General features: G+C 65.7%; 5 protein-coding genes and 2 pseudogenes. 5 read left to right on the top strand and 2 right to left on the bottom strand.

Going from position 1 to position 15,037, the window contains the following annotated elements; translation table 11 throughout:
- The first annotated feature begins 73 nt into the window (after nucleotides 1-73).
- Nucleotides 74-3,658 carry a LamG-like jellyroll fold domain-containing protein gene (locus tag ACFVGS_RS33365; protein ID WP_385695794.1) on the top strand — a complete coding sequence of 1,195 codons (3,585 nt, stop codon included), beginning with the start codon at nucleotides 74-76 and terminating at the stop codon, nucleotides 3,656-3,658.
- A gap of 92 nt (nucleotides 3,659-3,750) precedes the next feature.
- Entirely contained in the window at nucleotides 3,751-10,674 is a 6,924-nt protein-coding gene (locus ACFVGS_RS33360; protein WP_385695792.1) for a polymorphic toxin-type HINT domain-containing protein, read from the top strand.
- Nucleotides 10,675-11,032: 358 nt separating this feature from the next.
- On the opposite strand, the pseudogene ACFVGS_RS33355 reads toward ACFVGS_RS33360, so the two are convergent.
- A pseudogene (locus ACFVGS_RS33355) lies at nucleotides 11,033-11,766 on the bottom strand (site-specific integrase); the annotation flags it as partial.
- 18 nt (nucleotides 11,767-11,784) lie between these two features.
- On the opposite strand from ACFVGS_RS33355, the gene ACFVGS_RS33350 reads away from it, so the two are divergent.
- Together ACFVGS_RS33350 and ACFVGS_RS33345 are read left to right on the top strand one after the other, a co-directional pair.
- Nucleotides 11,785-12,813, top strand: a complete 1,029-nt coding sequence (locus tag ACFVGS_RS33350) for a hypothetical protein (protein ID WP_385695789.1) — start codon at nucleotides 11,785-11,787, stop codon at nucleotides 12,811-12,813.
- Nucleotides 12,814-12,882: 69 nt separating this feature from the next.
- A complete protein-coding gene (locus ACFVGS_RS33345; protein ID WP_385695786.1) occupies nucleotides 12,883-13,881 on the top strand; it encodes a DUF4238 domain-containing protein in 999 nt (332 codons plus the stop codon).
- Nucleotides 13,882-13,944: 63 nt separating this feature from the next.
- Here the strand turns inward: ACFVGS_RS33345 and ACFVGS_RS33340 are convergent, their stop codons facing one another.
- Nucleotides 13,945-14,487 carry a helicase associated domain-containing protein gene (locus ACFVGS_RS33340; RefSeq protein WP_385695783.1) on the bottom strand — a complete coding sequence of 181 codons (543 nt, stop codon included), beginning with the start codon at nucleotides 14,485-14,487 and terminating at the stop codon, nucleotides 13,945-13,947.
- Between the two features lie 137 nt (nucleotides 14,488-14,624).
- On the opposite strand from ACFVGS_RS33340, the pseudogene ACFVGS_RS33335 reads away from it, so the two are divergent.
- Nucleotides 14,625-15,037: pseudogene (locus tag ACFVGS_RS33335) on the top strand (hypothetical protein); the annotation flags it as partial.

Below are 15,037 nucleotides of genomic sequence, written 5' to 3'. Positions count from 1 at the left end.
CCGCTTCATGGTTTCTTCAGATTGTGAGTGCCAAGTGAAAACGTTCAGGCGTCGCTGGGGAGCGGCGCGGGGGGTGGCCACAGCAGCGGTGTCGCTGCTGGCGGTTGCTGGGCTTACGGCCCAGGCCTCGGCATCCTCGACCAACACCGAGTCGGGCGCGGAGTTTCCGCTGACGCCTGCGTCTTCTCCGGCGGCCGACGAGGCCGGGCAGGGCAGGGCGTTCTGGCAGGACGACGCTCTACCGCAGGCCACAGCGGAGCAGGTGGCATCACGCAAGGCGGTGGCCTCGGGGCAACGGGTGCCGGTTGAGAGCCTGACCAGCGAGACGAGCGAGGTGTTCGCCAACAGCGACGGCACGTTCACCGTCGAGACGTCCCCAGTCGTGGAGCGTGTCCGCAAGGACGGGCGCTGGACGCCGGTCGACACGACCCTTGTGCAGCGAACAGATGGACTGATCGAGCCGAAGGCCGGCCAGGAGGTCACTTTCTCCGGTGGCGGTTCCGGTCCGCTGGCGCGGATGACGAAGGACGGTCGCGCCTACGAGCTGGGATCGCCGTGGGCCCTGCCTCGGCCGACCCTGACCGGTTCCACGGCCGTCTACGCCTCGGTGCGGCCGGGGATCGACCTGGTGGTGCAGGCCCGACCTGACGGATTCACTCAGAATCTTGTCGTGCATGACCGGACCGCCGCGGCCGATCCGGCGCTCAAGAGCGTGCGCTTCCCTGTCAGGACCGTAGGGCTCGAGGTGCGGGAGTCCGGCTCAGGGGACATGTCGCTGGTCGATGAGCGCGGGCACGCCGTGTTCTCGAGCAGCGGCGCCCTGATGTGGGACGCGGGCAAGCCTGCCGCCACTCAGTCAGGCGTGAGCACGATGTCCCTGTCGTCGCCGGCGGACGCCGAGACCGATCCGGTCGAGGCCGTGGACGCCGCTCCCGACGCCCGCACCGCGGTGGCCGATGTCGCAATCACTGCTGATGCTGTGGCCGTCACTCCGAATCAGGGCTTCCTCGCGGATCCGGAGACGACCTACCCGGTGGTGATCGATCCGCCGTCGGTGACCGCGTCGCTGACAGGTTGGACCACGGTATGGTCCAACCTGTCTTCCACGTCGTTCTGGAAGACCTCGCACACACTGGGGGCCGGGTATGACGGCTGGGTCGACGGCAAGCTGACGCGCGCTCTATTCCAGTTCGACACCCGCCGGGTCGCCGGCAAGAAGATTCTGAACGCCACGTTCACCGCGTACGAGGTGTGGGCGGCGAACTGCACGCCGCAGCCTGTGGACCTGTGGCGTACGGGTGCGATCTCGTCCAGCACCACGTGGTCGAAGCAGCCCGCCTGGTCCTCGAAGGTCACCACCGTCTGGGCGGCCAAGGGCTACGGCGACTCCTGCAAGGACGGTGACGTTGAGTTCAACGCCACAGCGGCCGTCGCCTACACCGCAAAGGCTGCAGCGACGACCACCACCTTGGGTCTGCGCGCTGGTAGCGAGACGGATCGCCTGCAGTGGAAGCAGTTCATGTCGCCCACCGACCCTGACACCACTTCGACGCGCAAGCCCCGCCTGTCGATCACATACGTCTCGCCTCCGGACACCAAGCCCTCGTATGTGAAACTCGCTGACCCGAACATGGCGTGCTCGGCGTCCTCCAGCCCGGCCATGATTCGGGACACGACGCCGCGCCTGACCGCTACGCCGACGTCCGCCGACGGCGCGAACGCGAGCCTGCGCCCCAACTTCGAGCTGTTCGACTCCGCCAACACCAAGATCGCGTCGCTGTCCCCGAGTACATGGACCGCCAGCGGAACCGCGGGCAGTGTCACCACGGCCGCCCTCGCGGAACAGAAGACGTATAGCTTCGCGGCGCGCACCGAGTACCGCTACACCTACGGCGGGACGACCACCTCGCTGTACGGGCCGTGGTCCGCACGCTGCTACTTCAGAGTCGACTCGCAAGCCCCACTGGCGCCGACGGTGACATCTTCGCCGTACACGGAGTGCGCCAGCCTGGAGTGTGCGAGTGATCCTGAGCTGGGCAGCGTGGGTATGACCGGCACGTTCACCATCACCACACCGGCGAGCGACATCCGCCGCTTCGACACGTTCCTCAACGGCACGCCCTTCGAGTCGAAGGTCTATGGCACCGACACGAAGACGCACGAGGTGAAGCTCGCGCCAGCCAAGAAGGGGCTCAATATCCTGCGGGCCGTCACCTATGACGCTGCAGGAAACTGGAGCAATACGGACTACAAGTTCAACGTGGCGGCCGGCAGCAAGCCGCTGGCTGCGTGGGCTTTCGACGAGACCGCTGGGACGACCGCCGCAAACACCGCCGACGGCGCCGGGGAACCGCTGACCTTCAGCAGCACGACGTCCTGGGCCGAGCAGGGCCGCCTCAAGGGCGCCGTGCACTTGGACGGCACGACGTCCGCCGGGCAGACCTCGGCACCCGTGGTCGACACGCTGAACAACTTCTCTGTCTCCGCCTGGGTCCGCCTCACCGACCGGACTCACGCTGCAGGCGTCGCCGGCCAGCCCGGGACCGTCATGTCGTCGTTCCAGCTCTACTACTCCTCCTACGCCGACCGGTGGGTGTTCGCCCGCTACTCCTCCGACACCACCAGCGGCGTCACCATCGGGGCTTCCTCTCAGAAGCCGCCCGTCCTGGGCGCATGGACCCACTTGCTCGGTGTCTACGACCAGCAGGCGGCCAAGGTCCGTCTCTACGTCAACGGCCGCTTGCAGGCCGAGTCCGCCTACACCACACCGTTCGCAGGAAACGCCGCACTCCGCGTCGGGAAGTGGGCGGCCGGCGGAGACAGGGACTTCTTCCCCGGTGACATCGACCAGCTGCAGGTCTGGAACCGAGTCGTGTTCCCCGACGAGCTGGGCGCACAGGTGAACCTGGAGAACGAGTCCACCGCGCTTTTTCAGCCGCGCCTTGAGGCGCAGTGGGCCCTGGACGAGCCGGCCGGGACCACGACCGGAGCAGACAGCAGCGACAACGCCCGCACGATCACCCTGGACAAGGGCGCCTCGTTCGTCGACTCCGAGGCACAGGGACACGGCAATGTGCTGAAGCTGACCGGCGCGCTGGACTCCTCCGCGAGCGCCGGCGTACCGCTGGACAACTCCGGCAGCTTCACCGTCGCCGGCTGGGTCGACGTCACCGACGACACCCGTCTGGACGACCTCAGCATCGGCCACGCCGCCACCATCCTCGCCCATCCTGGTACGCAGACCAGCGCCTTCCGCCTCATCTACTACCAGCCCAAGGGCCAGCCGGACGGCTACTGGATCCTGGAGATGGCGGAGAACGACGTCGCCGGCGGCCCGCGAATGCTGCTGTACTCCGAGGTGACCGAAGCTCCCAAGGGATGGGTGCATGTCGCCGCCACTTACGACTCCGTCACTGGTGCGGCCAGGCTTTACCTCACGGGTGTCCGCCAGGGCGACGAGGACGGCGCGCTGGTGAAGAACACCTACCAGCCGACTGGCCCTGTGATCACGGGCAAGTCGCGCATCTATCCGACGGGCGCTTGGGGTGACACTCTCCTCGGTCAGGTCGACGACCTGCGCGTCTACAGCGGAGTGATGTCCCAGCAGGACATCACTCAGCTCTCGCTGAAGGACGAGCCGCCGGTCCCGATCGAATAGCCCTTTCTTTCTCACAGACCACTACCTGTCACATTCACCTACCGGGGTGTGCCTCAACGGCACACCCCGGCCTTCAGAATGCGGAGAACCACGTGTTCGGCACCAAACAAGTGCTGCCCACACGGTCCTGGCGCAAAGCGAGGCGGCGGCGCATAGCCGCCGTCGCCCTGCCAGTGACCACAGCGATCATCACGACACTCCTGGGCGCGGCGCCGGTCCAGGAATTCGAGCGCGACCACACGCCCCTGCAGAAGGCCCAGTTCGGCAGGGCCGAAACGTTCCAGCCTCGCAAGAGCACCTCTGCTGACCCCGTCCGCGCCGCCGAAGCCAAAACCCGCAAGCGAGCCCAGACCAAGGTTGTCTGGCCTACTGCGGCGTCTGCACGTGTGACACTGCCGCCTACCACCGGCAAGCACGTCAAGGCGCAGGGCCTTCCTGTGGAACTGGCCAAGCCCGCTCCGGCCAGGCCCAGCGCGCCGAAGTCCGCTCGCGCCGCCACAGCGAAAACACCTCCGCTCCCCGCGGCACCTCAAGCCGCCAAGGTCCAGGTTGCCGACCGCAAGACCACGGAGAAGCTCGGTATCCAGGGTGTCGTCCTGAGCGTCGCCCGGGCGGACGGCAAGACCGACACCTCACAGCTCGACCTCACCGTCGACTACAAGGGCTTCGCCGGCGCCTACAGCGGCAACTGGTCTTCCCGCCTGCGCATGGTCCAGTTGCCCACGTGCGCCCTGACCACGCCGGACAAGCCGGCCTGCCGCACCACGACCCCCGTCCCCTCACAGAACAACACCGAAGACCAGAGCGTCAGCGCCGAGGTCACCACTCCCAAGACGGCCTCGGCCCTGAGCGCGTTCACGGTCCTGGCGCTGTCGGCCGGTGCGTCCTCCGATCAGGGCAGCTACGAAGCCACACCGCTGTCCCCGTCGGCCACCTGGGCAGGCGGCGGATCCAACGGTGACTTCACCTGGTCCTACCCGATGGACGTCGTACCGGCCCCGGCCGGCCCGGCACCAAGCCCCTCGATCGGCTACTCGGCGCAGAGCGTCGACGGCCGGACCTCCGCCACCAGCGCCCAGCCCTCCTGGGTCGGCGAAGGCTTCGACCTGCCCACCTCCTACATCGAGCGCTCCTATGGCTCCTGCGACGACGACGGACAGGAAGGCAAGGGCGACCTGTGCTGGCGTGAGCACAACGCCTCCATCGTCCTCAATGGCAAGTCCAGCACCCTCGTCAAGGACCAGACGTCCGGCGAGTGGCACCTTCAGTCGGATGACGGCGAGCGCGTGATACGCGGCACCGGCGCCAAAAACCCCGACGAGGGCGACGCCGATGACACGGGCGAGTACTGGACCGTCACGACCATCGACGGGACCCAATACGTCTTCGGCAAGAACCAGCTGCCCGGCTGGACCTCCGGCAAGCCCGAGACCAACTCGGTGTGGACCGTGCCCGTCTTCGGCGACGACGCTGGCGAGCCCGGCTACTCCGCCGGCACCAGCTTCTCCGGCCGCGCGAAGAACCAGGCCTGGCGCTGGAACCTCGACTACGTCGTCGACCCGCACGGCAACGTCATGACGTACTGGTACGACAAGGAGCTGAACTACTACGCCAAGAACAGCTCCACCGGCAACGGCACCGAGTACACCCGTGGCGGCTACCTCAAGCGCATCGACTACGGCCAGAGCACAGACACCATCTTCTCCACCACCCAGCCTGCCGCCGCACGAGTCAAGTTCGGCGTGGCGGAACGCTGCATCCCGGTCACCGGCGGAGAGACCTGCACCAACCTCACCTCCACCAACCAGACCGCGTGGCCGGACGTCCCGTTCGACCAGATCTGCAAGAAGGACACCGTCTGCACCGACCAGCCGACGCCGTCGTTCTTCACGCGCAAGCGCCTGACCGACATCACCACCCAGGTCTACAAGGGCACCGGCACCGGCGCGGACACTGACTACCGCGACGTCAACAACTGGCACCTCGAGCACTCCTTCCCCGACCCCGGTGACGGATCGAACGCCGGCCTGTGGCTGAAGTCCATCCAGCACACCGGAAAGTCCACCAACGGCACCCCGGTCGCCCCCCTGCCGCCCGTCACTTTTGAGGGCAAGCAGATGGACAACCGCGTCGACAAGACCGGCGACAGCGTTCCGCCGTTCATCAAGTGGCGCGTCCGCAAGGTCACCTCGGAAACCGGCTCGGTCCTGACGGTCAACTACTCCGACCCGGAGTGCATCGCCGACACCAACATCCCCACCGCGCTCGACAAGAACACCAAGCGCTGCTACCCATTGAAGTGGATCCCGCCGTCCAACCCCACCCCCGGCACCGATCCCCAACCGCGCACTGACTGGTTCCACAAGTACGTCGTCACCCAGGTGACCGAGTCCGACCCCACCGGCGGCGCGCCGCTGAAGGAGACCAACTACATTTACGACCCGGCCGGCGGCGCCTGGGCCTACGACGACCAGTCCCCCATCAACCAGGACAAATACCGTACCTGGGGCACCTGGCGCGGCTACCAGAAGGTCACCACCCTCGTCGGCGCTGCCGAGAGCATCCGGTCGAAAACCGTCAGCCTCTATTACCGGGGTATGGACGGTGACAAGCAGCTCGACGGCACCACCCGCGTGGAGAAGGTCACCGACTCCACGGGCACAGTGACCGACTCCGAGCAGTACGCCGGTCAGACGCGTGAGCAGGTCACCTACAACGGGACCACGGGTAGCGAAGTCTCCGGAACCATCACCACCCCCGCGTCAAGCACGACGGCGACCGCCTCCCACTCTTACGGAACTGTCCGCGCGTTCCGAGTGCGCACCCAAACCCAGACGACGCGGGTCCCGGTCGCCGGCACGGCGGACATGACGTCCAGGAGCACGACGACCTACGACTCCAAGAGCGGCCTGCCGCTCACCGTCGAGACCGAGGGCGGTGGCAAGAAGGACTGCACCGTCACCAGCTACGCCCAGAACACGACGGCGTGGATCCTCGACAAGCCCAAGCAGGTCGAGAAGCTGTCCGTCGGCTGCGGTGTTGCCCCCAAGCGCACAAGCGACCCGGCCACTACGGACGTCATCTCCGACACGCGGACCTCATACGACGGCCAGGCCTGGGGCTCCGCCCCAACCAAGGGGGACCTCACCGCGACAGCACGTGTCACCGGCTACAACGCCGACGGCACCGCACAGACGCCCCAGGCAGTGAGCAAGACGGCCTACGACGCTCTGGGCCGTGTCACGGACCAGTGGGATGCCAAGGACACGCTCGTCAAGCACGTGGACTACACCCCCGCAGCAGGCGGACCACTCGCGTCGACGAAGCAGCTCAACGCCCTCGGACACACCGTCACCACGGAGTTCTACTCCGACTGGGGCATGACCAAGGCCAGCGTCGACCCGAACAACCGCCGCACCGAGATGGCCTACGACGCCCTCGGCCGCCTGAGCGATGTCTGGCTCGCTGACCGGCCTCGTACGGAGACGCCCAGCAAGAAGATCGAATACAAGATTCAGCAGGGGAAGGCCTCCTGGGTCGCGACGAAGTCCCTCAACAACGACGGCACGACGTACCAGACCGCCTACACCATCTACGACGCACTGCTGCGACCTCGCCAGACGCAGACGCCCGCCGTTGGTGCAGGACGAGTCATCGCCGAAACCAAGTACGACACTCGCGGTCTGGCTGTCGAGACCGCAGCAGACTTCATCGACACCACCGCCCCAACGGGCGACCTCGCAAACCTACTGACTGCCGCGCCTGGCGGAACCCAGACCATCTACGACGGCGCGGGACGACCTGCTATCAACATCAACCTTGCCAATGGCAAGGAACACTCCCGCACCACCACCACCTACGAAGGCAATGCCACCACCGTCGAGCCTCCGGCCGGCGCGTCCGCAGTCCGCGAGCAGGTCGACAGCCGCGGCATGCTCACCGAGAAGCGCGAGTACGAAGGCAATAAAGCCACCGGCGCCAGCACCACGCTGACCTACACCTATGGACGCGCCGACCAGCTCACCAAGGTTCAGGACAGCGACGGCAACGCCTGGAAGTACGAGTACGACTTCCTCGGCCGCAAGACGAGCACGACTGACCCGGACACCGGCACAACGAAGACGGAATACAACGAGCTGGACCAAGTCGTCGTCACCGAGGACCCGAACGGCAAGATCCTCAGCTACACCTACGACGCGTTGGGACGCAAGACCGGCAAGCTCCGGGACCGCATCCCGCTGGTGAACAACGTCCCGACGATCGATGAGACCAAGTACCTGGCGCGCTGGTCCTACGACACGATCGCCAAGGGGCGCCCCACCTCCTCCATCCGCTACGACGGAGGAAAGACCGGCAAGGTCTACGCGATCACCAACGCCGCCTATGACCCGCTCTACCGGGTGACCAAAGAGCAGTACACGATCAGCACCCTGGAAGGCGCCGTCGCAGGCACGGGCACCTACACCATCACCAACGCCTACAACGTCGACGGAACGCTCCAGCAGCGCATCATTCCCGCCATGGGCGGCCTCGCGCAGGAGATCCTCACCTACGGTTACAACAGCCAGCGCCTGCCCACCAAGCTGCAGGGTCTGACCGGCATCGTGCAGGACACACGCTATCTGCCCGCAGGCGAACGTATCCTCACAACTCTGGGCGTCTCGTCCACCGCCAAGTGGGTCGACATCAGCCAGTCCTACGAGACAGGCACGAAGCGGCTCGCACGGCAGAGCATCGCCTCGGCGTCGCACAGCGGCACCGACGCGGACGTCTACTACAGCTACGATCCGGCCGGAAATCCGGTCGAGATCGAGGACAAGTCCACCGTCGCCGGAGACCGTCAGTGCTACGCGTACGACGGCCACAGCAGGCTCAAGACAGCCTGGACGGCCACCGCAGACTGCACAACCGCACCCACTACCGAAACTGTTGGAGGCGTCGCACCGTACTGGCAGTCCTTCACCTACGACACAGCCGGCAACCGCAAGACGGTGACCGACCACCTCGCCCAGGACGGCCCAGCAACCACCACCTATACATACGACCAGAAGACCACTGACGGCACGGTCCGGCCCCACCTGCTCTCCAACACGGTCGCACCACCCGACAGCACGACCACGCCCACGACCAACTACACCTACGACAAGGCAGGCAACACCGAAACCCGCACCACCAAGGCCAACACCCAGACCCTCACCTGGGGCCCCGAGAACGACCTCACCAAGGTCAGCGATGCCGACGGCAGCGCAACCACCTACCTCAACGACAGCGACGGCAACCGGCTTATTCGCCGCGACAAGGCCGGCTCCACCCTCTACCTCGGTGAAACCGAACTCCGCTACGACAACACCACCAAAGCAGTCACCGCCACCCGCTACTACAGCCACGCCGGCCAGACTGTGGCGGTCAGAACCCCGCAGAACCTGACATGGCTCGGCAGCGACCACAACGGCACCGCCAGCGTTCAGATCGACGCCACCACACAGGCCCTCACTCGCCGCTACACCCAGCCCTTCGGTGAAAACCGCGGCACTGCACCCACCACCTGGGTTGGAGAGAAAGGCTTCGTAGGTGGCACGGAGGACCCCACCGGTCTGACTCATCTGGGAGCACGCGAGTACGACCGCACGACAGGTCGCTTCATCAGCGCCGACCCCATCGCGGACCTCAAAGACCCACAGCAGATCAACGGCTACGCCTACAGCAACAACAATCCTGTGACGTTCGCTGATCCCGACGGCAAGTGGTTTGGTGCAATCACCAAAAGAATCCGAGCCGTCATCAGATTCGTCACGGCGTATAGCGCATTCCGGAACGGAACTTACAGCTCTCTGAGTCCTTCCTATTGGGCGAAGCCCTTCGGGACAGGGAACTACGGAACCATCAAGGACCTGAACAGCCCAGGGCCCTGCCTGTCATGTAAGTCTGCCGGAGACTGGAAGGACTACGGCGCCGGATACGGAAACTATGTCGCGTCAAGCCTCGACTCCGCAGTAATGGTTAATCCTTGGTGCTGGATCGAATCCTGCGGAGGGTACGAGAAAAAGTACGACGAGGTGGCTGGCCAAAACGGCATCGACACCAATAGTGAGCTCTACGAGCAAGGGGCCCACGACGCCTGGTTCATATCGGTTATCGCCGGAGGGGCGGGCCTCGTCAAAAGCCTACTTGGAGGCGCAAGGAAGATAGCCCCGAGTGCGCGAAAATCTGACGATGCGCCACTCCCTAAGCCGGGTTGCAACAAATGCTTCCTGGCGGGAACCGCTGTTCTCATGGGCGACGGGAGAAGCAAGCCCATTGAGAAGGTGAAAGTGGGCGACGAGGTAATCGCAACCGACCCTGTGACTGGGAAATCCGGCCCACGCAAGGTCACGCGATTGATCATCACAGAAAACGACAAGCACTTCAATGAACTGACCATCGCAACCAAGGTCGGATTGAGGAAGCTCACTGCGACTCACGAGCACCCCTTCTGGTCCCCCTCGGGCAATCGCTGGGTTGAGGCTCGCCACCTCAAGCAAGGCATGACCCTACTCAGTCACGACGGCGCCACCGTAACCGTCCAGAGCAACCGGCCGTTCAGTAAGCACGCTCGCACGTACAATCTCACCGTCGACGACATACACACGTACTATGTGCTGGCGGGGGAGACGCCGGTACTCGTTCACAACAGCAGTGGATGCCCCAGATTTGTCGATGGTGACATCTGGGATGACGCATTCGAGGTATCTGGTCAGACGGTTGAGACTATGGCGACGGCACGTATATCCGGCGACACTCTGCATCTAGACGGTTTCATGGTCTTCCCGAAGGGGACTGAGGGACTTAGTCGAGCGCCAGTTGGCCCCGATGCACTCAACCAGATGAAACACGCCTTGGCGACTCGGGCGCATGCTGAGGGGTTTAGGACTGTTGTGCTCAACTATGAGCGTCACATTCCGAAGCCAGATGGAACTATCTTTAAGCGTCCTGGCTCCATGACCTTGGATGTTGGGAAGATTTTGGGAGGAGGGTAGGAATGGACCGACGACTCTTGGATGCGCTTGCATCAAGGTTCGCTGCGGAAGGGATAGCGGAACAGGAGGAGGTGTTTCGGAAATTGCGTGAGCTCGGAATGTCTCCGATCGAGTCGATCTATGTGGCGTCTCGGGTTCTCGGCCTATCATTGCCGGAAGCGAAATCGGCTCTCTATGAGAGCGCATCGTGGCGGGATCAGCATGAGGGATGGCAGGAGATTCAAGCCTCCCTTAGCGATGGGTCGAATTAGAGCCTCCGCCGTTCATGATGTTGCTACGCAGTAGCAAATTTGAAGCCCCGTCAGGTGCGTCCTGGCGGGGCTTCTGCGGTGGGTGACGGCAGTAGTTGACGGCAACGTCAGTGGACGGTGGCTCCGCACAGCGGCGGGTCGTCGCCGTTGTCGCGGGTCGACTCGTCATTGGCCGGGCCGTCAAGGGCGGTGCTGAGAGTGTCGATGGCGTCTCGCTGTAGGCGGAGCCTTACGTGGGCGTAGACGGTGGCGGTTACGCCGATGTGGGCGTGGCCGAGGAGTTCCTTGATCACGACGAGTTCGACGCCCTGTTCCAGGAGGAGCGTGGCGGTCGAGTGCCGGAGGTCGTGGAAGCGGATGCGGCGGAGGCCGGCCTTGCGGAGAAGCCTGGTGAAGGCGCGGGTGAGGTTGGTCGGGTCGATCGATCCGCCCTGCGTAGTGGTGAAGACTGCCCGCTGTGCTGCCACGCGGTGCCTGCTGCCTCGTGCTCGCGTTGCTGCTGCTCGTGGTGGAGCTTCAGCGACTGGACGCAGCGGGTGGGGAGGGCGATGCGGCGTTCGGAGGCCCGCGTCTTGGTGGGCAGCGTGGTGAGGCCGCCCGTGCTGGTGCGCTGCAGGGTTCGGCGGACGGCGGCGGTGCCGGCGTCGAGGTCGAGGTCTTCCCAGCGCAGGCCGAGGAGTTCGCCCTTGCGGAGTCCGGTGTGGAGGGCGAGTTCGAACAACGCGTGCAACCGGTGACCTTCCGAGGCGGTAAGGAACTGGCGGGCTTCGCTGGCGGTGAGGGGTTCGAAGCGGCGGGGCCGTGGGGTGCCGGTACGGACGTTGCGGGCGACGTTGCGCGGCCGTGCGAACATACGCCCATGACCGAGCAGCACGAGGAGCCCACCGAGGACTCGCAGGAGGAGTCCGAGAAGGCCCAGGACGAAGAGGCCGACGGCGAGGACCTCGACAGGATCGAGCCGGTCGACCTTTCACGCTTCTACGAGTCGGCGTTCAACCCGCTGAAGGACCACTTCAAGCAGCAGAACAGCCAGCTCGCCGGGATTATCTCCAACGCCGCACGAGTCCGTGCGCAGTGGGCTGTTCCCAGGATCGCTATCCCTGTGCCGCTCGGCGTCGGCGCAGCGGTGGAGACCCTCCGCAAGCAGATGGCGGACCTGACCGGCTTCAACGATGCGATCCGGCAGGCCCTTGAGCCCTACACGGCTTTCCAGGCGGAACGGTGGCAGCGCCTGTTCTCCTCCATGGCCGAAGCGGTGCGCAGCATCTACCCGGAGAACCTGCGGGAGCTGGCCCCCGGGCTTGACGAGATGGAGACGCTGCTGGTGGACGAGGGCATCCCGCTCATGTGGGTGCCAGCACCACGAACGGTCCAGGCCCTGCTGGAGGCTCCCGATGCCGCTACCCGCCGCCGCCTCATTGGACGGCGCTGGAAGGGGATCACCAATGACTGCGAGGCCGTTCTCGAAGGGGTGGAGCACCCGGCCCTGCAGGATGCTCGCGGCTTTGCCCTCGACGTCGTTGACGCTCTGAGGGGCGGCCACACCAACGCCGCCCAGGCCCTGGCGGCCAATCTGCTCGATTCCCTCCTCCGGGGCCACGTCACCGAAACCCTGCGAGTCCAGCTGACGAGAAACGACTTCAAGGCGAAGGGGATCAAATTCAAGCTGGACGACTATAAGTTCAAGGTCGCCTGCACGTTCGCTCCGGTCTGGTACGCGCACGCGAAGTACTTTCCGGCGAAGGGGGATGCGATCCCGCGTACGTTCGGCCGGCACCCCAGCGCCCACGGTGTTTCCAAGCTTCAGTACTCACGTATCAACGCCATCTACGCCCTGATGCTCGTCACCTCAGTGATCAAGTTCTTTGACACCGAGATGCCTCGCTGAACGGCGGCTCAGACTGTGTCCGCACCTTCTGCATGGTCACTCGAAGGCGGGCCGCTTACTCTGGGTGATGTGTCTGCACCGAAACTTCACCACTATGTGCCGCAGAGCTACCTGGCTCTCTTCGGGCGAGGCGGCATGGTCAGAGTGAGGCGCCGGTGCCCGCCGAAGACGCACCTCGCCAACGTCAAGAACGTCGCGGCTGAGACCGGCTTCTACACGATCACCGACGACAACGGCATGCCCGCCACGGCTATCGAGCATGAGCTCAGCCGCCTGGAAGGTCGGGGGCTTGACGCCCTGCGCCGAATAGACGAGAGGGGCATGCCTCCGGCCGTCGGCACCGACGACCGCGAGGTGCTCTGCCTATACCTGGCTGTTCAGATGGCCCGGACGCCGCGGCAGCGTACGGGACCGCTCTTCGGACGCAACGTCACCGCGCACGCGAACGGACGGGAAGTCGACCTGGCGCTCATGACCGAGTACCTCACCCACAAGCATCTCGGTCACCCGCCCCGAGCAGCCGAAGCCCAGGGAGCCTGGGACTACTACCACGGCACGCGAGCGATGAATGGCGGCAACGACCCCACCCACGACGAAGCGGTCGCGGTGACGTTCAGCTCTGTAGGGGTGTGTATCCCGCAGTACCGTGCTCGGCACTGGCGACTCGAGACCAGTCGCAAGCCGATCTTCCTCACCTCCGACGCCCCCCTGGTTCTCTGGCGCCCGGAAACTGCGAGCGACGCCTACCAAGGATTCGGCCTGGAGGGTGCTCACGAGATCAGGTTCCCGGTCAGCCCCACGGCCCAGCTCGTGCTCGTCCCCGGCCAAGGCGCATCGGTGAAAGAGGTCAAGCCCAGGCGAGTGATCTGCTGCAACCAGGATCTCGCGGATAGCTGCGAGCAGGTCGTCGTCGGGCACCCGGACCGGCACGCGGCGCTCGACAGAGTTCAGCTGAGCAAGCGCGGCCCCACGCTGCGCTTCGCCGCGGCCCCCGGCATCCGGAAGCACCCGGATGGTACGGAAGAGCCCATGGGGGACATCCTGCATCTCTGGACCACACGCCGCTGAGGTCGCGAAGCGCAAAGGGGCCGCCAGGATTATCCTGCCCGGCCCCGCTCACTGCCTGTACGGCTACGTCCATCGCATTCCGATGGCGGAGAGTAGCTCGATCCGTTCCGGGGTGAGTGTGGCGGCCCGGCTGCGTTGGTTGCTGATCCATGCCCCGAGCCGGAGCTCGCGTTCTTTCTGGGTCTCGCCGGCGGCGATGCGTTCGACGTGCTTCCGGGGGACCTGGAGGTGTCCTTCGCGTTCGTAGTACTGGCGGGCGGCCTGGTAGTTCATGGCCCATTTGTCGGCTTGTGTACGGCGCGGCTGCGGCTTCTCCTCCTCGGTGGCGGGTGTGATGCCGAGGACCTGCTCGCACATCCACTGCTGCACGGCCGTGAGTTTGTCCCACCCGAGCCGGACCGAGCGCACCCATCGTCCGAGGTCTTCGCCCTGGTGCATGACCTTGCCGGGTTCGGTTGGCAGCGTGCCGCCGGCCTCCTCCAGGTGGAGCCGGACGAGGTGGAAGGCGCGCTGCCACTCCACCGGCCAGGCCGGGCACCAGGACGGGTCGATGTCCTCGAGCTGCTCGCGCCGCTCCGGCGACAGGGCACCGGCCCACGACTCCACCGGCAGGCCTTCGGTCTGGCGCTGTTCGAGGTCTTGGGCGCGCCGGGCGGCGGCGCGGGGCCCAACGGCTGGATGGTCACCGACTACACGCCCCACGGGGACCGGCAGTGCTGAGGCGTGCGGCAGCAGCCGCGGGCGTGCTCCTGGCTGTCGTCCTCGCCCCGGCCGCCCATGCCGACGGACCCAGCGGCGGGGTCTGCGAGGGCGGCGACATGGAGGTGACCGTGTGCGCCGCCGATGGCACGGTCAACGGCGGCTCGGCAGGGTCTTCGGGGACAACAACCCCGGCCGGGATCGGCGGCAAGCCCTCGTCCGGCAGCTCGGCGCCGCCGTGCACCTACACCCGCCTCAATCCCCAGCCCGCCCCCGAGCACCTTGGGAAGGCCACACCCCCAACGACGGGACCGTCTACCAGGTCGAGTGCCCGGACTCCGGCCGCGTCGGCGCCGTTCGTCCCGTCCGGCGGCGCCGCCCCGGCGCCGCGGATCGATCCGGAGGTCCTGGCGCGCCGGGCGGTCGACTCGATGCGGCTGGACGGCCCGGCGGTCGC

Origin of the sequence: Streptomyces sp. NPDC127114, from assembly GCF_042677525.1 — a bacterium.
Classification (GTDB): domain Bacteria; phylum Actinomycetota; class Actinomycetes; order Streptomycetales; family Streptomycetaceae; genus Streptomyces.
Note: the sequence above shows the minus strand (reverse complement) of the source record. Positions and strands in the feature narration are given on the sequence as shown.